The 22,257-nt window shown below is 45.9% G+C and carries 17 protein-coding genes; 6 read left to right on the plus strand and 11 right to left on the minus strand.

The features are described from left to right. Positions 1-13 precede the first annotated feature (13 nt). The 6 genes from ONB37_05770 (at position 14) to ONB37_05795 (ending at position 9,807) form a co-directional block, all read left to right on the plus strand. Positions 14-1,024, plus strand: a complete 1,011-nt coding sequence (locus tag ONB37_05770) for a hypothetical protein (protein ID MDZ7399657.1) — start codon at positions 14-16, stop codon at positions 1,022-1,024. 167 nt (positions 1,025-1,191) lie between these two features. After that, positions 1,192-4,473, plus strand: a complete 3,282-nt coding sequence (locus ONB37_05775; protein MDZ7399658.1) for a S41 family peptidase — start codon at positions 1,192-1,194, stop codon at positions 4,471-4,473. A gap of 349 nt (positions 4,474-4,822) precedes the next feature. After that, positions 4,823-5,887 (plus strand): butyrate kinase, encoded by a 1,065-nt coding sequence (gene buk / locus ONB37_05780; GenBank protein MDZ7399659.1) that lies wholly within the window; start codon positions 4,823-4,825, stop codon positions 5,885-5,887. A 193-nt stretch (positions 5,888-6,080) separates the two neighbouring features. Beyond that, a complete protein-coding gene (gene iorA / locus ONB37_05785; protein MDZ7399660.1) occupies positions 6,081-7,829 on the plus strand; it encodes an indolepyruvate ferredoxin oxidoreductase subunit alpha in 1,749 nt (582 codons plus the stop codon). Positions 7,830-7,927: 98 nt separating this feature from the next. Further along, positions 7,928-8,539 (plus strand): indolepyruvate oxidoreductase subunit beta, encoded by a 612-nt coding sequence (locus tag ONB37_05790; protein MDZ7399661.1) that lies wholly within the window; start codon positions 7,928-7,930, stop codon positions 8,537-8,539. A 323-nt stretch (positions 8,540-8,862) separates the two neighbouring features. After that, entirely contained in the window at positions 8,863-9,807 is a 945-nt protein-coding gene (locus ONB37_05795; GenBank protein MDZ7399662.1) for a bifunctional enoyl-CoA hydratase/phosphate acetyltransferase, read from the plus strand. Positions 9,808-10,257: 450 nt separating this feature from the next. On the opposite strand, the gene ONB37_05800 is transcribed toward ONB37_05795, so the two are convergent. From ONB37_05800 to ONB37_05850, 11 genes are all read right to left on the minus strand, one after another. Continuing rightward, the gene (locus ONB37_05800) at positions 10,258-11,154 is read right to left on the minus strand and encodes a sugar phosphate isomerase/epimerase (GenBank protein MDZ7399663.1); all 897 of its coding nucleotides are present in this window, start codon (positions 11,152-11,154) and stop codon (positions 10,258-10,260) included. Between the two features lie 157 nt (positions 11,155-11,311). Further along, positions 11,312-12,847 carry a Gfo/Idh/MocA family oxidoreductase gene (locus ONB37_05805; GenBank protein ID MDZ7399664.1) on the minus strand — a complete coding sequence of 512 codons (1,536 nt, stop codon included), beginning with the start codon at positions 12,845-12,847 and terminating at the stop codon, positions 11,312-11,314. A 130-nt stretch (positions 12,848-12,977) separates the two neighbouring features. Further along, entirely contained in the window at positions 12,978-14,441 is a 1,464-nt protein-coding gene (locus ONB37_05810; GenBank protein ID MDZ7399665.1) for a glycosyl hydrolase, read from the minus strand. 739 nt (positions 14,442-15,180) lie between these two features. Further along, complete coding sequence (locus tag ONB37_05815; protein MDZ7399666.1) at positions 15,181-15,960, minus strand: methyltransferase domain-containing protein; 780 nt, start codon at positions 15,958-15,960, stop codon at positions 15,181-15,183. 38 nt (positions 15,961-15,998) lie between these two features. Next, positions 15,999-16,559 carry a dihydrofolate reductase family protein gene (locus tag ONB37_05820; GenBank protein MDZ7399667.1) on the minus strand — a complete coding sequence of 187 codons (561 nt, stop codon included), beginning with the start codon at positions 16,557-16,559 and terminating at the stop codon, positions 15,999-16,001. 782 nt (positions 16,560-17,341) lie between these two features. Continuing rightward, entirely contained in the window at positions 17,342-17,572 is a 231-nt protein-coding gene (locus ONB37_05825) for a nuclear transport factor 2 family protein (GenBank protein ID MDZ7399668.1), read from the minus strand. Positions 17,573-17,575: 3 nt separating this feature from the next. Next, positions 17,576-17,707, minus strand: a complete 132-nt coding sequence (locus tag ONB37_05830) for a hypothetical protein (GenBank protein ID MDZ7399669.1) — start codon at positions 17,705-17,707, stop codon at positions 17,576-17,578. A gap of 201 nt (positions 17,708-17,908) precedes the next feature. After that, the gene (locus ONB37_05835; GenBank protein MDZ7399670.1) at positions 17,909-18,778 is read right to left on the minus strand and encodes a VOC family protein; all 870 of its coding nucleotides are present in this window, start codon (positions 18,776-18,778) and stop codon (positions 17,909-17,911) included. 348 nt (positions 18,779-19,126) lie between these two features. Next, a complete protein-coding gene (locus ONB37_05840; protein MDZ7399671.1) occupies positions 19,127-19,558 on the minus strand; it encodes a VOC family protein in 432 nt (143 codons plus the stop codon). 926 nt (positions 19,559-20,484) lie between these two features. Further along, the gene (locus tag ONB37_05845; protein ID MDZ7399672.1) at positions 20,485-21,126 is read right to left on the minus strand and encodes a hypothetical protein; all 642 of its coding nucleotides are present in this window, start codon (positions 21,124-21,126) and stop codon (positions 20,485-20,487) included. A 44-nt stretch (positions 21,127-21,170) separates the two neighbouring features. Continuing rightward, on the minus strand, positions 21,171-22,217 hold the full coding sequence (locus ONB37_05850; protein MDZ7399673.1) for a hypothetical protein: 1,047 nt from the start codon (positions 22,215-22,217) through the stop codon (positions 21,171-21,173). Positions 22,218-22,257: the final 40 nt, after the last annotated feature.

Raw genomic sequence — 22,257 nt, forward strand, 5'->3', positions numbered from 1 at the left:
ACCAAGGACCTCAATGAAACAGATGAAGCAGATAATTGTCCTCTTTTTGCTCGGCACTTGCGGTCAAGCCTTTGCGGGAAAGTATGCGGCGGAGTTTCTTCGGATCGGCGTCGGGGCGCGAGCGTTAGGGTTGGCTGGCGCCTATGTGGCCATGGCCGATGATGGCTCTGCCAGCTACTGGAATCCAGCCGGATTAACGGACCTGAACAAGCATCAACTCCTGTTCAGCCATGCCCAGATGTTCCAAAATCTGGCCGATCACCATTTCGCGAATTGCTCTATTCGCTTGGGCTCAGCTACCGCTCTGGCCGCCAGTTGGATTCGATTGGCGGTGGATGATATCCCCCGCTACAGTGAGCTTATTGGTACACGCTACGATCGATTTATTGATCCCAACCTGCGCTCCACTGGCACGCCTGAGGGCTATTTCGGCGATGTTGAAGATGCCGTTATTTTGTCATTTGCCAGAGCATTTGATTTCGATCTAATAATTGGAACAGGCCTGAATCCTGCCATCATACCATTAAGGCTCGGTCTTGGAGTTAGTTACAAATTTATCTCCCAAAAATTGGATCGCTTCGAAGGAAAGGGGCAAGGCATCGACCTTGGCTTGAAGCTCAGCCTGATCGGGTTCGAGGGCGAAAACGACATCCAGCAACGCTGCCTCTCCTTTGGCTTCAGCATTCAGGACTTGGCCGGAACCCCAGTGGTTTGGAATACTGGGCAACGAAGTAAGGATCAACTTCCCATCAATTTGATGATAGGCGTCGCCTATGCTGAACGAATTCCTTTCGTCTCGAGCCGGCTGACCATCTCGCTGGAGCGTGATGATAGCTACCAGAGCTTTAATCGGCTTGGCGCAGAACTGACCTTCAATGATATGGTGGCACTCAGGGCTGGCCTGGAAAACGACCGATGGACCGCGGGCGCTGGATTCCGATTGTACTTCTTGAGACTGGATTACGCGTTCCTCAATAGCGAATTGGGCAATAGCCATCGGATTAGCGGAGCGGTGGAATTTTAAAATTTCTGTCTTTTTAGTCTTAAAAAACATTCATGCTTTGATCTTCAAATAGACATTTTTATCTCGCCTTTTAATAATTTCCCTTGCCTTTTTCCCTCAAATTCCGTACAATAATCCACCCAACTAATCAATTCAAAGCCCTAATCATAAACCAGGAGCTTCGATCCATGAAGAAATACATCCCAATTACCCAATTGCCCATTTACCTAACCATCTTATTCTCCATTTTCCTAATTACCCTAATGCCTAATCACCTTATAGCAGCAATTGAAGGCCGATTCATGCAATACCCCGACATTCGAGGCGAGAAGATTGTGTTCACTTATGAGGGCGATCTGTGGACCATCGGGCAGAACTGTGGGCTTGCGATTCGGCTGACAACGCATCCTGGAACTGAATATGCTGCCAAGATTTCGCCTGATGGCAAGTGGATCGCCTTTACGGGCAATTATCACAGTGGCGAGAATGTGTATCTCATGCCTATCGATGGCGGCGAGCCGCAGCGATTGACCTATCACATCGGCGGGCAGGTGGTGACCTGGACGCCCGATGGCAAAAAGATCATCTTTCGGTCGGGATTTGAAAATACCTTTCGTCCCATTGTGAAGCTGTTTGCCGTCACGCCAGAGGGGGCGATGCCTGAGAAACTGCCTGTGCCTCGGGGCGTGCTGTGCACCTTTTCGCCTGATGGGAAGAAAATGGTTTACAACACCCGTGGTCGGGAGGAATATTATTGGAAGCGTTACAAAGGCGGACAGTACCAGGACATCTGGCTGTACGATTTCGAGAGCAAAAATTTTCAGAAGCTGACCGACTACGTGGGCAAGAACAGTTACCCGATGTGGATCGGCGACAAAATGTACTATGTCTCGGATCAGGGTAACAACGGCATTGCCAATATCTATCGCTATGATTTCACCACCAAAAAGATCGAGCAGGTGACTCAGTACGATGATTTCGATGTGCAGATGCCCTCGACCGATGGGAAGAAGATCATCTATTTGCATTCGGGTTATTTGTATGTGCTGGATCCAGCCGTCGGCAAGCCGCAGAAGATCACGGTGCAGATTCCCACGGACAACTGGCAACTGGCAGAAAGGACGATCAATCCCAAAGATTACATTCATTCGATGTCGGTTTCCAACGACGGCGAGAGGGCTGTGTTCGAGGCTCGGGGTGATGCCTTTTTGGTGCCGAAGGATGAGAACAAAGACACCAAAAATCTGACTCGCAGCCCAGACAGTCGGGAGCGCTATCCGCAGATTTCGCCCGATGGCAAATGGGTTGCCTTTTTCTCAGATAAAAGCGGCGAGTATGAATTGTACTTGAAAAGCCTGGAGACCGAGGGCGATTGGGTTCAACTGACCAAAGGCAACAAAAATACTGTTTATCATCTCGAGTGGTCGCCCGATAGCAAGAAGATTCTGTTCGGCAACAAGGATTTCTCGATCTTTTATGTGGATATCGACACCAAGAAGTTGATCAAGATCGACTCCTCCAATCAATTGAAGAACGATGAATTTTATTGGGAGATCAGCGACTACAGTTGGTCGCCCGATAGCAAATGGGTCGTCTATTCGTTCGTACAGTTCAATCGCAATAGCAAGATTTTTCTGTATAGTCTGGATCAAAATAAAATCTATCCGCTCACGGATGATTTTTATGACAATCTCAATCCCAGTTTCGACTCCAATGGCGAATATCTCTATTTCCTCTCCTATCGCAACTATGATGTGCAGATGGATGTATTCGAGGATAATCACATCATCCCCAATCCCGTGAAGGTGATGGTGGTGCAGCTCAAGGCGGGACAGAAGCCGCTGTTCGATAAGGCATTCAAGGCTGAGAAAAAGACCACGGGCGAGCCGTTCCGCATCGATCTGGATGGGATTCAGAATCGCATCTTCTCTTTGCCTGTTGAGCCTGGAAATTATTTCTTCCTGAAAGCGGGCAAGGGCTTGGTCACCTGGGCGTCGATTGATGATTTTGGTGATGATGAATATGAGGAGATCTTCAAGCCAGGCGGACGAAATAAATGGACATTGCACGTCTTCAACATGGAGGATGAAAAAGAGGTCAAGCTGGAAGGCAAGATCACCGATTGGAAGCTCTCGGCCAATCGGGAGCACATGATCGTCAAAAAAGAATCCGATTATTTCGTCAGCAAAGTCGAGAAGGTTTATTCATCCAAGTCGTTGGGCGACAAGCTCAATCTGAGCAAGATGAACTATGTGGTTCAGCCCAAAGAAGAATGGGCGCAGATTTTCAACGACACCTGGCGCTGGTATCGGGATTTCTTTTACGCTCCTAACATGCATGGTCGGGACTGGCAGAAGATGGGCGAGACTTATCGCACCTATCTCCCGCAACTCACGTCTCGCCAGGATTTGAACTGGCTACTGTCGCAGATGGTCGGCGAGTTATGCGTATCGCATACTTATATTAGCGGCGGGGATAATGGTCCCAAAAAGATGCCCGATAATCCCACCTTCACTGGTTTGTTGGGCGCAGATTTGAAAGCCTCGTCCAGCGGCTATTACCAGTTCGAGATCATTTACGGGCCGACGGATTATGATCGAGATTTGAAAGCGCCACTCGTTCGCCCTGACATCGACTTGAAAGAGGGCGATTATCTGATCGCCATCAATGGCAAAGAGATCAAATCTCCCGAGAATCCATACAAGTATTTGCAGATCACCCAAGGCGAAAAGGTCTCTATCTCGGTCAATAATAAGCCTACGGCTATTGGCGCTAAAACTTATCAGATCGAGCCGATCAGGTCCGAGTATAATTTGCGATATAATCGCTGGCTGGCGGATAATATTCAAAAGGTGCTTAAGGCAAGCAACGGCGACATCGGTTATATGCACATCACGGCCATGAGTTCTGCTAACGTAGCGCAGTTCGACAAGTTCTGGCGGGCGTTTCGCTACAAAAAAGGATTGATCATCGACGTCCGTGGCAATGGAGGTGGCTGGACCGAATATTTCCTCATCGACAAATTGGAGCGAAAAATGGTCGCTTACAATGTGCTGAAAAACATGGTGCCGTTCCGCTACCCTGGTAGCGTGTCCAATGCCCATCTGGCTGTGGTGACCAATGAATACAATGGCTCAGATGGCGAGGCATTTATCGAGCATTTCAAGGCCCGCAAGCTGGGTACTGTGATCGGCGTGCCGTCTTGGGGCGGATTGGTAGGCATAGTGAACGGCCAGACCACGATTGATAATGGGACAGTTCATCAATCGAACAATGCATTTTACGGTCGAGAAGGCAAATGGTTGGTGGAAAACCACGGCGCCGATCCCGATATCCTCGTCGAAAACGATCCTGCTTCGGTCATGGCAGGACATGATAAGCAGTTGGAGACCGCGATGGAGGTGCTAATGAAAAAAATTAAAGATGAGCCGTTTGTGTTTCCTGAAAGGCCAGCTTATCCTGTGAAATAAGAAAAACGTCATTCCGAACGGAGCGAGGATTCTAACAGTGATTGAAAGCTTGAGATTTCTAGATGCCTCACTTCGTTCAGAATGACCGCTTTTAAGAAAAACCGATATTTTCTGACAGACTCGAATTAGAGGTTCATTTTTTCATTCTTGACCAAAAGGGTCAGGTAATCCGCAGATTATCTGACCTTTTTTATTCCTGAACCCAATTACCCAAAAAACTTTTTTGTTGATTTTGATGACAAATTTTGCTATCATACAAATGAGATGAACGTTTTGTAATTAAAAAAGGATCGATATTCAAGTATTCGACCAAAAATCTAAGGACTAAATAAGGGGAGTCTCTCTTTTTGTGGGACATAAAATTTTGGTTATCAACCCGGGTTCTACCTCATCTAAGCTTGCGTTGTTTGAAAATCATGCCGCCATCCTCGAAGAAAAGATTGTCCATTCGATTGATCAAATGAGAAAATTTCCCAACCTATGGGATCAATTTGAGCATCGCAAAAATGAGATTTTAGCATTTCTGGATCGCCATGGTGTTTCGGTTCAGCAATTAGATGCTGTTGTGGGGCGCGGTGGATTGTTGAGATCGATCCCCGGAGGCGTATACTTGGTTAACGATGCCATGGTGGCTGATGCGCGAGCAGGGATTCAGGGTCAACATCCGTCCAATTTGGGGTGCGCGCTGGCCAAAAGCATTGCCGATATGGCTGGGATCCCAGCATTTACGGTAGATCCAGTATCGGTCGATGAATTCGAGCCACTGGCTCGGTATTCTGGACATCCGCTGATTCAACGCCGGTCGTTGGCGCACACTTTGAATATTCATGCCGTCGGGAGAATGGCGGCGAAAAGGCTGAATGTTGATTATTTTCAGACCAACTTCATCATCGCGCACCTTGGTGGTGGGATTTCAATCTGTCCGCTAAAGGGTGGTCGGATCATTGATGTCAATGACGCATCCAGTTCTGGTCCTTTTTCTCCAGAGAGAACTGGTGAATTGCCATTGCAACCATTCATCGAGCTCTGCTATTCTGGAAAATACACCAAAGAACAAATGAGCAAATTGGTCATGGGCCAAGGCGGGCTGGTCGCTTACTTGGGCACCAATAGCGCCGAAGAAGTGGAGAAGCGAATTGCTCAAGGAGATACATACGCCAAAGAAGTTTATGAAGCTATGGCCTATCAAATTGCCAAAGAGATCGGCGCTATGGCGACCGTTGTAAAGGGCAATGTTCGAGCTATCGTGTTGTCAGGTGGACTTGCCAAATCGCAAATGCTCACCGATTGGATTACCGAGCGAGTTGAATTCATTGCCCAGGTGATTCTCTTGCCTGGTGAATTTGAGATGGAGGCGCTGGCTGAAGGAGCATTGCGAGTATTGGAGGGAAAAGAAGAAGCAAAAATTTATTGAACAATATGCACTGGCTAAAATGAAGCGAAATCATCAATCAAATGCGAAATGCAAGGCATCCACTTGGGTATTAGTACAAACACCAACTTTGCTGATCTCCATAAGCTTTTGACGCATTATATTTTTAATCTGAAAGTTTGATTTTAGATTCACTACTTTAATCATCAAATAACAAAGGCAGCTAAGGTTACTTATGAAGCGAACAATATTATCTGGCAATGAGGCGATCGCCCGTGGTTTTTACGAAGCAGGCGGGCGATTTGCTTCGGCATATCCTGGGACACCTAGTACAGAAATTTTGGAAAATATCGGACAGTATGATGAAATTCAGGCCCAGTGGGCGCCCAATGAAAAAGTGGCTGTGGAAGTAGCAGCCGGTGCGGCACTGGGAGGCGCTCGATCATTAGCCGCGATGAAGCATGTAGGGCTGAATGTGGCTGCTGATCCGTTATTCTCCCTCTCTTATCAGGGGACCAATGCTGGCATTGTCATTGTCTCGGCGGATGATCCGTCGATGCATTCATCACAAAATGAGCAGGACAATCGCTGGTACGCCCGAGCTGCAAAAATTCCCATGCTGGAACCATCAGACAGCCAAGAGGCTAAGGATTTCACTATCCTCGCTTTGCAATTGAGCGAACAATACGATACACCGGTCTTGCTGCGTACGACGACGAGGGTAAATCATTCCAAAAGCGTTGTGGCATTGGGCGAGCGAATTGCCGCTCCAGAAAAAGATTATAAGAAGGATTTCTCAAAAAACGTGCTCCTGCCAAGCAACGCGCGCAAAAAACATGTCCTGGTTGAACAGCGAACTAAAGCATTGGAAGAATATGGAAATCATTGCTCCTGCAATCGCATTGAATGGGGGGACAGAGGCATCGGGATCATTACAAGTGGCATCTCCTATCACTATGCCAAAGAGGTCTTCCCCACGGCATCGATTTTGAAATTGGGGTTGACCCATCCCTTACCAAAAAAACTGGTTCAGGAGTTTGCGGCGCAGGTCGATAAAATCTACGTCATCGAAGAGCTCGATCCATTTTTGGAAGAACAGATCGCGGCCATGGGTATTGTGGTGGAAGGCAAAAATCGCCTGCCAGTGCTTGGCGAGCTCAATCAGGAGATTATCGCCACTGCATTTGGATTAAAACCTGCATCGAGTGAAACAGTTTTAACGGATGTACCTATTCCAGCACGGCCGCCGGTGCTCTGTCCTGGTTGTTCCCACCGCGGCATTTTTTACGCGATGAAGAAGCTTCGACTCACCGTAACTGGCGATATCGGCTGTTATACGCTCGCCGCCATTCCCCCGTTAGAAATCATGGACACCTGTCTCTGCATGGGAGCGAGTATCGGCTATGCCGAGGGGATGGAAAAGGCGGTTGGGGATAAGATCAAAGGCAAACTGATCGGCGTTATCGGCGATTCGACGTTTTTCCATTCCGGCATTACTGGCTTGTTGGATATTGTCTACAATCAGGGCAAAACCAAGATCTGCATCCTCGATAATCACATCACGGCGATGACTGGGCATCAAGAGCATCCCGGCTCGGGTGTGACGCTCAAAGGCCAGCCGACGCATAAAGTGGACATCGAGGCTATCTGCCGCGCGGTGGGAATCCAGCGCGTGACGCGGGTCGATCCGTACAAAATAGAAGAGACCGTTGCCGTGTTGAGACGGGAGCTGGCTGCGGACGAGCCGTCAGTTATCATTGCTGATGCACCCTGCGTGATTCGAGCGCGGAAGGTTTTCAACAAGCCATATTTTGTCGATCCAGAGAAATGCATCATGTGCGGCATGTGCCACAAAGTTGGTTGTCCAGCAATCGAAAAAGATGAAAACGGCAAAACCAAAATTAATGATCTGCTTTGTATTGGATGTGATATATGCCGACAAGTCTGCAAACCTCTAGCAATTCAGAAACCAGTTGATGACTAAATCATTGCCTAATTGGAATAATGTGCAAAGCGCTAAAGATGATTCATGAATCGTGGTTCGCTTTTCTCATGGGAAATCGAAATTAATGGAACAGTGATATGGAAAATTTAAAGTATGTGGTCACAGAAAAAAAGCCAATTGTTAACGTTCTGATGTCTGGCGTTGGCGGACAAGGGGTTTTGGTTGCGAGCGACATTTTGGTAATGGTGGCAATGGAAGCAGGACTGGATGCAAAGAAAAGTGAGATCCATGGCATGGCCCAGCGCGGCGGCAGCGTGGTCAGTCAAGTGCGATACGGAGAGAAGATCTATTCGCCGCTGATTGCGACTGGGGATGCGGACATAATTTTGGCATTCGAAAAATTAGAAGCGGTGCGCTATCTAGATTATTTGAAGCCAGGAGGCGTTGTGATCGTGAACGATCAACAGATCACTCCCTTATCGGTGTTCTTCACCAATACGCCTTACCCCGAAAACGTCTTTGCCATTTGCAAAAGAAAGACTAATCACATTATTATGATCGACGGCGTTCAGCTCGCTGAGCGAGTGGGCAATCCGCGCACCATCAATTCGATCATGCTGGGTGCTCTCTCAAATTTTCTCCAATTTGACGAAGCATTGTGGATGAAAGCGATCGGGCAGAGAGTTCCTGCTAAAACATTAGAATTAAATCGAAAAGCTTTTGAGGCTGGGAAACAGGTAATAGGGTAATGAGTTTCTTTTGCAAAATGAAAATCAAAAGAAACGATGTCATTCCTGCGAATGCAGGAATCTCTTTTTTGACTGATGCTTAAGTCAACCGAAAAATGAGATGCCCGCATGAGCAGGCATGACAATTTATCCTGTTTCGATAATTTTGCAACAAGAACTAATCAGGCAACTGGGCGATTTGATCTTGTGACTCATGGATTGCTAATCAACTTTATGCGAGGATCTTGGAAATATAAATTTCCGTCATTCCAATTTTGCATATTTTCCTTTTTCCCTCAAAATAGCTATTGGACCTAAAAGATATAAAGTTAAGGAAATCGAGTATGACGATCAACAATTTCGATCAATTATTGGAGCAAGCGAAACAGATCAGTGAAAAATCCGAGCGGCCAGTGAGGGTTGCCATTGCTGCGGCCAATGATCAGGCTGCTCTGGAAGCCATTCAGGATGCAAAAAAAATGAAATTGGCCGATGGGCTACTCATCGGAAATAGAAAGCAAATCATCAAAGCGCTGGATGAGCTGAACATTGGGCACGATGAATTTGAGATCATCGAAGCGGATGAGGAGTCCGCGATCTGTCGCCGGACGGTGCAGGCCATTCACAACGGCGAAGCCGAGCTGATCTTGAAGGGAAAAGTGAAAACTGCCACTTTGTTAAGAGCAGTCATGGATGCTGAGCACGGCCTTCGCACCGGTCGATTGATCAGCGACGCGTTCCTATTCGAGTGGCCCGAGCGTCAGGATCCAAATAAATTGATGATCATCACTGATGGAGGGTTCAATCTGGCGCCAGATTTGAATCAGAAAATTCAGATTTTGGAGAATGCGGTTCAGGTAATGCATGCCCTGGGTCATCCGAATCCTCGAGTGGCGGTCGTCTCCGCAGTTGAAACTGTAAATCCTTCACTGCAATCTACTGTTGATGCTGCGATTCTAGCTAAAATGAACGAGCGGGGTCAGATCAAAGGCTGCATTGTGGATGGCCCGTTAGCTCTGGATAATGCCATCTCTCCTGAAGCAGCTCAACAAAAGGGCATTCAATCACCCGTCGCTGGCAAGGCAGATATTCTGCTTTTTCCTAATATCGAATCCGCCAACCTCACGGCCAAAGGCACTACCTATTTCGCCAAATTGCGGCTCGCTCATGCCACCATGGGCGCCAAGGCACCAGTGCTAATCCCATCCCGTGCTGATACATCGGATGCAAAGCTGCTCACATTGGCGCTGAATGTCATTCTTTGCAGACGGGCGAACGAAGCTGGCTAAATAATGTTCGATCGATTGCGCTCGGATTATTGGTCCGCTTTATCTGTAAAAATGAGTCACTGAATAATGACTATCTTAGAATAAAGAGCGCATCGTTCTCCATCCCCCGAATAGCGCATTTGACGAAAAAATAGAAAAGCGTATTTTGGTTCCGGGAAGGATAAAACTGTTGTTTTGAGCAGCATCAGATTGACGCGACATCAAAATAAACTGATCGAATGAATAAAATTGGTTCAAAAAAATGACTGATCAATTCACCCTTATTTTTTGTACTCGGATAAGAATAGCGGCAGATATCCCTCATTCAAAGAATCGGGTTTCTGCAAAATTCAAATAGATTGAAATGTTGGTCTCATGCCTGCGCATCCGGGCATCTATTCGCGTGCCGTTTCGTCAGGTCAGGAAGACGCAGATATCATCAGAAGCGACAGGCACCCATTCGCCATTTGCTCATTTTGAAGGACTCGACAACAAATATTTTTGGAGGATTCTTTTCCCCTCGTGTACCGCCTCTCGACCGGGGGATTCAATTCCATACCAACCTCGATAGCCTGATTTTCGGCACAATTCTATCATCTTGGCAGACAGTTCTTCAGTCGGCTGGTTGCGATATGACATGCCCACTGCCCAGGGCAAGGTTTTTTCGAGATAGCTATAATTATCAAACTCATCGCTTGGACGACGCCAGTCGGGATATGTTCCGAAATAAAGGTTATCTACCTCTTTCATCAATGCCACCATCCAATCGGCGTCATTCGAAAGTCCGCCATGATTTTCAATGCAAACACTGATCTTTGCTGGCATGGCATATTCCAGAAGCATGTTATACGATTCTGCCGCCCACTTAAGCGCTTCTTTTTTATCTACGTCTTTGGGGCCGCGGCAATTGGTTCGGATCGCGCAACAACCGAGATAGTGTGCAATGTCGATCCATTTTTTATGATTGATCACAAACTGCTTTCTCAATTCTTTTGTTGGCTCGCACCCATCGCCTTCGTCATCCACCATGATCAACACCATGGTCACCCCATGATCGGCAGCATTTTTCTTCAGTTGTTTGAGATATTCTACTGTCGGCACCTCAAAGAGCGTATTGACAAACTCAATACCGTTAATTCCAAAGTCCTCTCGTGCGATGCGAGGGAAGTCCAAGTTTTTCCATTTTCCAGCTCGGATTTCGTCCACCAGCGCCCATTCGGCCAATGAGATATCATCGCATGTCATGCGGGGGGTTGCCATAGCATTTTGATTGTTCAGCAAAGCAGGTGCCGCTAAACTTGCAGCGGTTAGCATGAGTGATTTTTTTATAAAATCTCTTCTTGAAGAGCGGTTGTTCACTTTATCCATTTTATGCCTCCTTATTGCCCAAAATCTTCTACAAAATTTAGTGTCATTTCGATCGTAACGGAGTGGAAATGAAAAATTGAATATCTGACGTTAGCAGTTCATTGCTCAGATTTGTCGCTCCACTCGAAATGACAGACTTCTCTGTTGTGCAGGTGTCTTATAGTTCCCAGCCAGTTCGATATACCCGTGTAAGGTATTTATTGGCTGCTTCGTCGTTGGTGATTTTCATATTGATCGAATCATAGTCGATTTTCTTCTTGGCGCGCAACGCCACCGCAGCGAGGTTGATCGTCTCGGTCACCGGACCGGCATAGATAAAACTGCCGGGCGACTCGTGATTATTCTTAATGGCAGCCACCCATATATCCGTAGAGGTGGCGCGTTCCCGCTCTGGCAACTCTTTTTCGCCTTGGTAGCTTTTCATAAGCCGCGAAGGGATAATCTCGGGATTCTCGCCGCGGAACCCAGCCAGGATTTTTCCTTTATCGCCGACAAACATCAATCCTTCTTCTGGCATATCACGATTGTCCTCTTTGAGCTCTTCCGGGATAAACGGTTTCATGCCACCATCGTACCAGAATAGATCGAACGCTGGCAAGTTCTTTTGCTCAGGAAAGCTCAATTGAACCATGCAGGACAATGGAAAGGAGACGTCATTTTCAAGCCAATAGTAGGTATTGCCGTCAACATAGCGATGCGTTGTACCATAGGCTTTGGCACTGACTGGCGGAGTATCAATCCCAAAAGTCCGGAACAAGGGAAATAAACTGTAATGTCCCATATCAGCAATGCTGCCACCGCCGAAATCATACCACCCGCGAAATACATTATGGGTATAATGCGGATGGTAGGGGATATCAGGAACTGGCCCCAACCATAATTCCCAATTCAATCCTGGGGGAATAGGTGGCGTGTCTTTGGGTCTAGCCGGCCATTGTTCCCACACCGGTCGATATGACCAATTATGGATCTCTTTTAGCTTGCCGATCACGCCATCGTTGATCCACCTCAGGATCAGATCATATTCTGGGCGTTCGCTCCAGGCCAAAAGATGAGTCTTAACTGGTGACTTTTTTGCTAATTCAATGGCCAGTTTCCCTTCTGACATTCGGTTGGCAATCGGTTTATGAGAGATAACATGTTTGCCTTTTTTCATGGCGATTATAGCCAAGTAGGCGTGATGATGATCCGGTGTCATGATTTTTATGGCATCGAGATCCTTTTCTTTTTCGAGCAATTCCCGATAGTCCTCGTAAGCTTTGCAGCCTTTATAGTTGCCAGAAGGTTTGTGTTTGCCATAATATTTCTTTACCAATTCTTTGCCAATATCTCTACCGCCAGGAATCCCCCGATAGTTCGCCCCCCAATTTGGCTCACCCAATGCTGTGCGAATCAGATCTCGGATCTCGTTCGGAGACCAGTCGAGATAATCGGTGCTGAATTTATTTGGATCACACACCGCCATGATCTGAACTTCTGGCCTCTCCAATAACCGCACCATCTCTCTCAACCCTTGAGTGCCGCAGCCGATGTTGGCAATGGTGATTTTATCTGATGGCGGAACATATCCAGGACCTCCCAAAACATGCCTTGGGACAATAGAAAGAGAAGCTGCCGTGGCTACAGCGGAAGAGATGAATTTTCTGCGGGTCATCACGTTTGTTGATGGAGGATTGGTCAAATTGGATTTCATTGGTGGCTCCTCATTTTTGGTTCGCTATCTTTATGAATGAATAAACGCAAAAGGCGCCTGAAAATTGCACAATCAACCGTCAACTAATTTTTAGAAGAACCTGTTTTAGATTCTCCATTAGTGGTCTCGGTTAATAGACGAACGTTTGAATCGCGTGCGGCAAAATAGTCGAAGATACCGCATTTAAGCCGATATATAATTTATAAAAGATCTGTTGATCACTTTGATTCATTACGATTGTGGCGATTTTCCCATCCACATTCATGAATGAAGTACATAACAAATGACTTCGGCTGCTTGCAGTGCTCACCCGTTTGGCATCCGGACGAATGAATTTTGAAAAGTGACCGATGTAATAATAGGTAGGTGTATATATCAATGTTCCTTCTCGAGTATCGGCATGGATTGGGGCAAAACAGAAATTCTTGACATGATTGGGCCCACCAGTTTCATCGAGCAAAATATTCCAATCGGTCCATCCGACAGCTCCACGATTAAAATCATTGATCATCGATTTCCCATATCGCTCGGCATTGGGCCAATAGTAATATTTCTGCGGATCAAAACCTCCGACGCACCCTTCGGTGAACAACAATTTTTTCTCTGGATATGATTCAGCGACATTCCTCAAATTATCATACATGGGTTCACCGCCGGCCCAATCCTCATACCAGTGAAAGCCAATTCCCCAGGCATATTTAGCTGCCTCAGGATCCTCAAAAATTGTATTGACCCTCTGGCAGATCAGATCTCGATTGTGATCCCAGACAATTATTTTTTTATCTCCAAGCCCTTCCTGCTTCATGATGGGACCTAAATAATTCTTCAAAAAGTCTCGCTCTTCAGTGGCCGTATAAATACATGATTCCCACGTCTGGGTTGCCATCGGCTCGTTCTGAATCGTAATGCCCCAGATCGGTATACCCTCTTTTTCGTACGCCTTGATAAACTTTGTATAATAAAGCGCCCATGATCGAAAATATTCGGGCAACAATTTGCCACCGTGCAGCATATCCTTATTGTCTTTCATAAATGCTGGCGGGCTCCAGGGACTGGCGAATATCAACAGTTCGCCTCCAGTTGCCTCAATCGCTTTTTTTATTAAAGGTATGCGAAATTGTCTATCATGATCAATGCTGAAAGTTTTTAGATCTTTATCCTCATCGGACACATAGGTGTAGCTTGCGCTGCTGAAATCACAGCTATGGATGTTTGTTCGCGCTAAGGTATAGCCAATGCCTTCCTTTCGATCATAATAAGCTTTTAGTAATTCATCCTGCTTTTCCGCTGGCAATTTGGCAAACACTTCGGCAGCCGCATCCGTAATCGCGCCGCCAATGCCTAATAAAGTCTGGAAGGTTTTATGTGGATTGACAAAAACGGAAACTTCGGTCTCTAATGGTTGTTGAGCAGGCTCAAAAATTTTCTTATCAGTAAGACTTAATCGAAAGTCGGTGTTTTGGGCAGTGGTATAAATTAGAACTTCTTTGCCTGCTACGGAAAATTCTTGGTTAATGGAATGATTTTCTATTCGCTCAGAACATTTTAAAAAAATAAGCATTAAAGCTAAAATCATGATTTCTTTTTTGGCCATGTTATATACTCCATATTAGCTATTTGGTAAATTGATCTTCATTTAGGGGGCATAACGGTCAAGGTAGCCGCATTATCACGCAATAACGGTTCCTAATTCCTTCCCTCTCACTTTCTGTTTATGAAGGGCGACTGTAAGCAACATCTATCCCAACTGTTTCTCTAGGTCTTGCCAGAATAAATAGAACCCTAGGGCCGCAATGAGCATCCATGTCAGGATAAAGGGTAGGGATTTCGTCCATTCGCCCAATGTGCTCAGAGATGGATCCTCGATGATGAAAAGTATCCCTATCCACATATGTGGAAACCACATAAGGACAAAGCTTGCCAAGAGCGCAAACCAAAGCCACTTGCGACGCAGCTGCGAACCAACTAATAATGATGTCACACCAAAAAGGAGTCCAAACGCAAGAAACGCGAAGCAAGAGATACCTTCCAAGCTTCGACGTAGCCGCCATAGGGATGGCGTTCCCCTATAACATAGGGACCAGAAGTGGGTTTCCACGTCCAGATCACAAGTAGTAAACCACTAGGAACGTATCCGAACCCACAAAATGCCAGAAGGTTCCAGCCTGTCAACAAGCGTTTTAGCAACGTTGGAGGCGTTATGAGGTTGTTATTCATGCTTTATGCTCCTATATGAGTATCTCGAATGGCGGGCTAACGGCTGGCGCATAAGCCGCACGCGGAGCGAGCGCAGCGAGCGGAGCGTGTCGGCTTGATGCGCGGGTTAGGCGCACCTACGGTTTTCTACCCACGTAGATTCCATACCCGATATACTCGCTATGCTCTCGGAAAAACTCAAATACGGCATTCATTCGCCTTCGTATTCTTGGGTTGAACATCCACTTCCACATAATCCGCGTTGCATTCCAAAACCCTTCATCCCTGAACATACGGCGTTGTCGCATTCCCATCTCGCCGCGAATAACTTCCACATCCCTCATCCCACACCCTTCAAACAACTCTTGCCATTCGTCAAAGGTAAGCGTGTTGCGAATGCAAAAAGCACAAGCCGAAGATTCCGCCTCGCGAAAGAGACTATCAGGGGGATGCTGGTAGAAACTCAATTCCAACCAGCCAATAAAACCACCAGCTTTGGTCACCCTGAGCGCCTCACGAACCGCTTGCTTTTTATCAGGTACAAGGATGAGAAATGCTTGCGATAGAGCAACATCAAATTCATCAGCAGGGAATGGCAAACTCAGCGCATCACCCGTTTGAAATTGAACTTGTCTTGATACTCCCCGCTTATGAACCAGATCGTTGGCTTGCTCTATGAGCCTATCTTCAATATCTACACCTGTCACTTTGCAGTGATATTTCTTCGCCAGATAGATCGCGCTCGTTCCTTTTCCACAGCCAATGTCCAATACCTTGCTATCTTGGGCAATACGGCATTTCTCTGCAAGCCTTTCCGTAGCCCATAGACCGCCAGGATGGAGCACAGTCATACCAACGTGGTATGCCATAAAATCAAAGATGTCACATTGCTCAATTGAGCATTTGGCTTCTTCCATTACCTATTCTCAATCCATTGGTGCGCCTAACCTTATGATTAGCCGCACACGCGCCGGTAGTGCATGGCGACCGCGCCGTTGCGTAGTGGCTTTGCCGAAACTAACTCGAGCCGTCGTGTGCTAGGCAGTCCGCTTTGGTACAGGGTCGGGCCGTGGCCAGCAATCCTGGGATGGACGAGGAACTTATACTCGTCGATCAGATCCAGCCGATCCAGCTCGGTTGCGAGCTTGCCGCTGCCCAGGAGCACACCGGCCGGTGTCGCGTCCTTCAGCTTCTGCACGCCCGTGCGCAGGTCGCCCACGATGTGGTGACTGTTGGTCCACGGAAAGTACCTTCGCGTTGACGACACTACGTACTTTGGCTTGGCCTCCAGCTTGACCGCCCACTCGCGGATCGCCGGTGGTGCCTCCACGTCGCCGCGGGCAACCGCTGGCCAGTAGCTCTCCATCATCTCGTAGGTGACACGGCCCCACAGTATCGCCCCGGCCTCATCCATGAGGCGGGTGAAGAAAGCATGTGTCTCGTCGTCGGCGATTCCCTCCCGGTGGTCGACACAACCATCGAGAGTAATGTTGATGCTAAAAACCAAGAGTCCCATGGCGGCGAATACCTCGTAGCGGCTAACTTAATGATTTGCTGCTAATATCCATTAATTAGATATATAGCTATATTCTGGAAAAAAGGTCTCTATTTATCCAAAAATTTCAAATTTTCCTACCAATAGGAAATACGTTTTCCTATTGGTAGCCATTTTTTAGATTGGATTTATGTGATTTGTTTTCCTATTACTGGATATTTTTTATTATTCCTTTGCAATTCGATCTTTCAATTCCAGAACAACTGTTTCTTAATAAGCAAATTCTTTCAATTCTTATTGGAATTCCGATTCCGCTTGCTGCACGGATTCATTGGTCTATCGGGATTTCTGCTAAAATCTAATTCAGTTGAAGTTTTTTTACCTCTTGCTGCTCGAGGATGATAAAAATGAAACAACAAATTCTTCATCCTTAAGTCCAGCGTCGGGGGTAATGTCAGTCAGGTCGTTGGAGGAGAAGGTTATTCAGCGACCAGCTCGGGCCGAAAATCCTTCCCACCTGCGGCTAACCTTATTTAGTTTTTAGCAATTGCTTCGCTCAAATGAATATACACAAAAAATTATATTTGTCAAGGAGAAAGTAATAAGAGATGATAAAACTGAATCCAAACTGGTCATTCTAAACGAAGTGGTAACGGTGATTTTGTCAAATTCAAAACCAAAACTTGGACAGGCAATTGAAGGGACACGAAATGAAGTTTATAGATTTGTTAAGGACATCCCATTTCTTTATCATGAACATAAAACACCGCTTCAAAGGTTGAAAACCTTTGAGAGCAATTCCTTTAAAACAATCCATTTTCATTTGGAGAATCTTTTAGCACCTCCTGAGAAGCTTCCCAGGCTTCGATGATCTGATCATTGTCGAAGCGAAAAATATGGATGACGGACCATTGGGAGTCTGGTGAGAGTGTGACTTTGCCATGAACCGCCACCATGTCTCCGTCTTCAAGCACACGCAACGCTTCATAAGTTTTATTGGGAAATTGCTCGGCGTTTTCTTCCATCGCCTTCATATATTATTCCCGATCGCCTTTGAAATAGGCGCTGTGATACCGAAATTGGGGATGGATAAATTGCTCATAAGCCTTGCGAACTTTGCCAGCAGAGGCCAGGCGCAAAAATGAAACAGCGATGTCTTTTTTATTCATTAATCCACTCTAAAAAGGTGGAAAATTATAAAATAATGTTAGCAGCAGTCATTGCGAGGCGTTTTTTGCCAAAGCAATCTCAAATGGCAAAAGGGATTGCTTCGCTCCGTTTCACTCCGCTCGCAATGACAGTGAGATAGGAAATTTGGTATTTTCGCTCAGGACTCATTAGCGAAATTCTTGCAATTCTTGGTTTCTCATTCATCTTGCTGCCTCTGCCTGCTGCAGATCGGCGATGATAATTCTCTTCATCTTGAGCATGACGGGGATGGTCTTTTTCGGATTCCTTCCAATCAGCTCGCCCATATTCGCTGGAACGATTTGCCAGGAGACACCGAACTTGTCTTTGATCCAACCGCATTGTTCCGCCTCAGGCACGGCGGAAAGTTTCTCCCAGAAATAGTCGATCTCTTTTTGATCTTTGCAGTTGACAATTAAAGAAACACCCTCATTGAAGCCAAAATCATGCGGCCAGGCCGAGTCCATGGCGGCGAATTCCTGGCCTTCGAGAGTGAATTGCGCATACTTCACGGTTCCTGCCTGATCGGGTTCTTCGCCTTTCTCGTAGCGAGCCAGCACTTCTGCTGTGGCATTTGGAAAGACCGATGTGTAGAAACGGATCGCTTCTTCCGCCTTGCCGCACACATCGCCGACGAACATCAGCGCGGGCATGATCCGCTGCTGGAAATCTCCCTCGGTGTAAATGACCTGCCAGGACACGCCAAATTTATCCTGAATCCAGCCATATCTCTTGCTGAAAGGATATTCTCCCAGCTCCATCATGACCATTCCGCCTGGATAGAGTTTTTCCCAGAGTTGATTCACTTCTGCAACCGTCCTGCATCGGGCGTGGAATGAAATGGAAGGATTGATCTTGAACAACGGCCCAGCGCTGATGGCCATGAATTCATAATCCATAATCTGAAAGCCAACCAGTTCGGCATCGCCAGACGGGGTATCAGGGATGAGATTTATAAAGTTGATTTTTGAATTTTCAAATACGGAAGTATAAAACTCCGCCGCCGCTCTGGCTTCTTTATCGAACCATAAATGGGGGATGATTTTTTGCATGGGGTTATTGCTCCTTGTGATAATTGATTATAGAATTCTGCAAAATAGGAAAAAATCTCATTTCGACCCGCAATTTGGCCATAAGCGTCAACTTAAGCGAATACATGGTGAGACGCTGTCATTCTGAGGAGCGAAGCGACGAAGAATCTCTTCAATAAACTTACCTAATTTCGTTAAATTAAGAGATTCTTCGCTCTCCGCCAGTTGGCGGATCGTTCAGAATGACTTCGTACTCTTAAGTTGACGCCAATTGCCATTTGGCGGGGAGAAATCTGTTTAACGAATTGAACTTATGAGATATACAGATTTCTCACTCCACTCCGTTCCGTTCAAAATGACACCAACATCTTAATTTTGCTGAAGTCTATAATTGATCATCCAGTGCACGCCAAATTTATCTTTAAAGCTGCCATAATAATCGCCCCATGGCTGGTCGGAGATCGGCATCTCGATCGTTCCGCCATCTGAAAGCGCCGTGAACAGTCGGTCGGCCTCCTCCTTGCTATCGGGGTGAATTGAAATATGGACGTTATTGCCCTGAATCAATTTGTACCCCAGCGACTCCAGCGCATCAGTTGCCATCAACATTTGATCTTTGCCAATGGGCAGAGCGATGTGCATGATTTTATTAGCGTCCTCTTCGGGAATGTTCACCCCCTCCATCGGCAGATCCTTGAATCGGACCACCGAGGCAAACTCGCCCCCAAAGACGGATTTATAAAAATTGAATGCTTCTTCCGTGTTGCCTGGAAAATTGAGGTAAGGGTTTAATTTTGTCATTGTGTTTTTCCTTTACATGCATTTTAAAATTATCTAAATTGTTTCTCATTTACTGTGCTTCATTTCAATGAAATGCCCGCTCTCTGTCTTAAACTTGATTGCAAAGTCGTTTCATTCTTCTTTTCAAAAATAATAACCATCACTTTTTTGAAGTCACAGAGATTGAAACAATCAATCGGTTAATTATCATTTTCTCATAAGCTTCCCAGAAGGCACATCCGAAACCACCGCTCCTCTGCTCGCAAATAGTCAAGATATTTATCCCACATCTTTAAATCGCTTTCTGCTCTCGGTGTATGCCAGATATCGGAAGCATCGTTCAATGGTGTGATGTACATTATGCAAAGTGAGACTGCTAGACTTTTTCATCAGGTGTATCGATAGCTGCTTAAATTATTACAACTTTGGATTTATATTCTCATATCCAATGATAAAAATTAAAGAGGCAACCTCTAAGACGCCCTTTTTCGCCTTCTATCATTTATTTGTTGCAATCCAAAAAGCCCGCTCATCCATTAATCCCACTCCGCACGGTTTTTATTTGAATGCCATTTTCGTTATTCCAAATTGGTTGATTTGCCAATCTGTATTTCTGGTAAAACCCAAGCCCATTGATGTCTTTTCACGAATGGTGATCGCTATGAAATTTTAATTTTTTTCATATCAGAGTTAAATGCTGGCTTTTCTATCTGTCAGCTCCTCAAATGAGTAACCAAGCCACATATTAGTACAGCTTGAAAAATTTTCCCACTGAGAGCGAATCCTTTAAATTTGCTTTGCCTCAGGAATATACAAAATTAAATAAATTTTATAAGAGGAAATTCGGCAAAATATGAAATTCTTCAATAAATATTTTTTTATACTATTCGAAAATTTAAAGGAAAATTTCCCAAAAACAGAAAAATTGAGGCTATTTTTTAATGGTGTTATTTCTTAAATTTCTTACCAAAGATACGATAAATCCCACAGCCGATCATTACCCCAGCAGCATGCTGCCGCAATAAAGGATCAAAGTTGAAAATGATTTCGGGATTGAATTTCCAGCGTTGCCCCCAGGAAGAACCGAGCATAATTCTTGGCCCTGAAGAGCGGGTGGTAATATCCCAAGTATAAGGAGGACTCATAGAATCATGTGTTTCTCGTTTAATTAAATAATTCCAGCCAATCCCCCCATAGAAGCGATCACTACCTAACAGAATCGTGGGATGCACGCCCTGCGTTCGCGGCTCATACTCGTTCATGAATTCACCTTTATAATATATAAATCCCACATCTGCGGCGACCAAAAGGGGCTGTTTGAGAAAACAATATTTGATATCGGAAAAAACGCCATAACCGTCTTTCGAGCCTCCATATTTGATCCCCACATCTAAATTCTTTATCACACCGCACCGCAGGCAGAGCGAGAAATCTCCATAGGTGATTGGCACCGCAACTCCCGCCCCGACCGAGGCCTGGCCAGGCCGAAGTACGCGCGGGGACTGATAGCCCGAAGGAACGCAGCCTACCCAAATCGCAAATGCAATAAAGACCAGATTTGCGATTATATATGGGACGAATGTTTTCATTTGTCTCTCCCAATTTTTGATTTGTTAAATTAGCCTGTATGCTGCTATCTTCCGGAGATCTCTATCCATTTTTTGTATCCGATTTTCTCAGTGCCATCAATTTTAATCAGCCCTATCGCATCATTTTGATTTAGATCATGAAGCCAGGGCCAACCGAACAAGAGCAGCTCTATACCGCGATGTCGGGTAAGTCGACCAATTGCATGTTCCAAAAAATCGGCTTGGGCTTGTTCACCTCCAAAGGCATCCAACGATGGCCATCCGATCTCACTGAATGCTAAAACCTTAGTGGGCACATATTGGAAAATTTTAGAATAGTAATCGTCGGGAATGTTTGAAGGGTTATTGATGCCACGCACGACATAAGGATAGCTTGTAAAAACGAGTATGTCGAGTTTATCAGGATTGAACATCGTAAGTACATCCAGTTTCGCCTCTCTATTTTCGGCGACGATCTCGCGGGCAAAAGTGCAGAACACAATGATCTTTGGTGAGAGTCGTTTTACCTCCGCGTATACTTCTTCATAGAGAGTCACATAATGCTGAAATCCGTTAGGGTTATTCTCATCCGTACCATATCGCTCATACCACTTGTTCACTTCATTCCCAAGCGAAAGATAGAGTGGGCGTGAAGCTTTAACAATATCTATGGCTGCCTGCTTGTAAGATGCTCTCCAAACTGGATCATTTAAAGTTGCACTTTCCATGCCTGGGGGTCTTACGAGCGTCAATCCAGGTCCAATAAATGAAAGATGAATGATGGGGAACATATTCTTATCGCGAATGAGCTGCTTGACGAACATTTGTCCCCAATCTCCTTTTAAATCTTTCGCCAAATCATAAAATGGCGTAGGCCGTCCCCAAACAGGAACAAACTCCGAATACAATGCTGCCTGGGAATATGCCTGGTCAAAAGATTGATCCTGAGCGGGGGTTGGCAGCAATCCCATATAAAATCCTCTTTCTGGTACTGGGAGAGCATCTATTGGACTAAATGGTTCTGGTACACTCGGGCCATCACATATTCCAATGCCCAAAATGTACATGACCAAGAGCAAAATCAGGCTGCCATGGATCTTTTGGTGTTCCATGCTTTTGCCCCAGGGGATTTCTACTCATATGAACAATCGC

This window comes from candidate division KSB1 bacterium (assembly GCA_034506395.1).
In the GTDB taxonomy this organism is placed as follows: domain Bacteria; phylum Zhuqueibacterota; class Zhuqueibacteria; order Thermofontimicrobiales; family Thermofontimicrobiaceae; genus Thermofontimicrobium.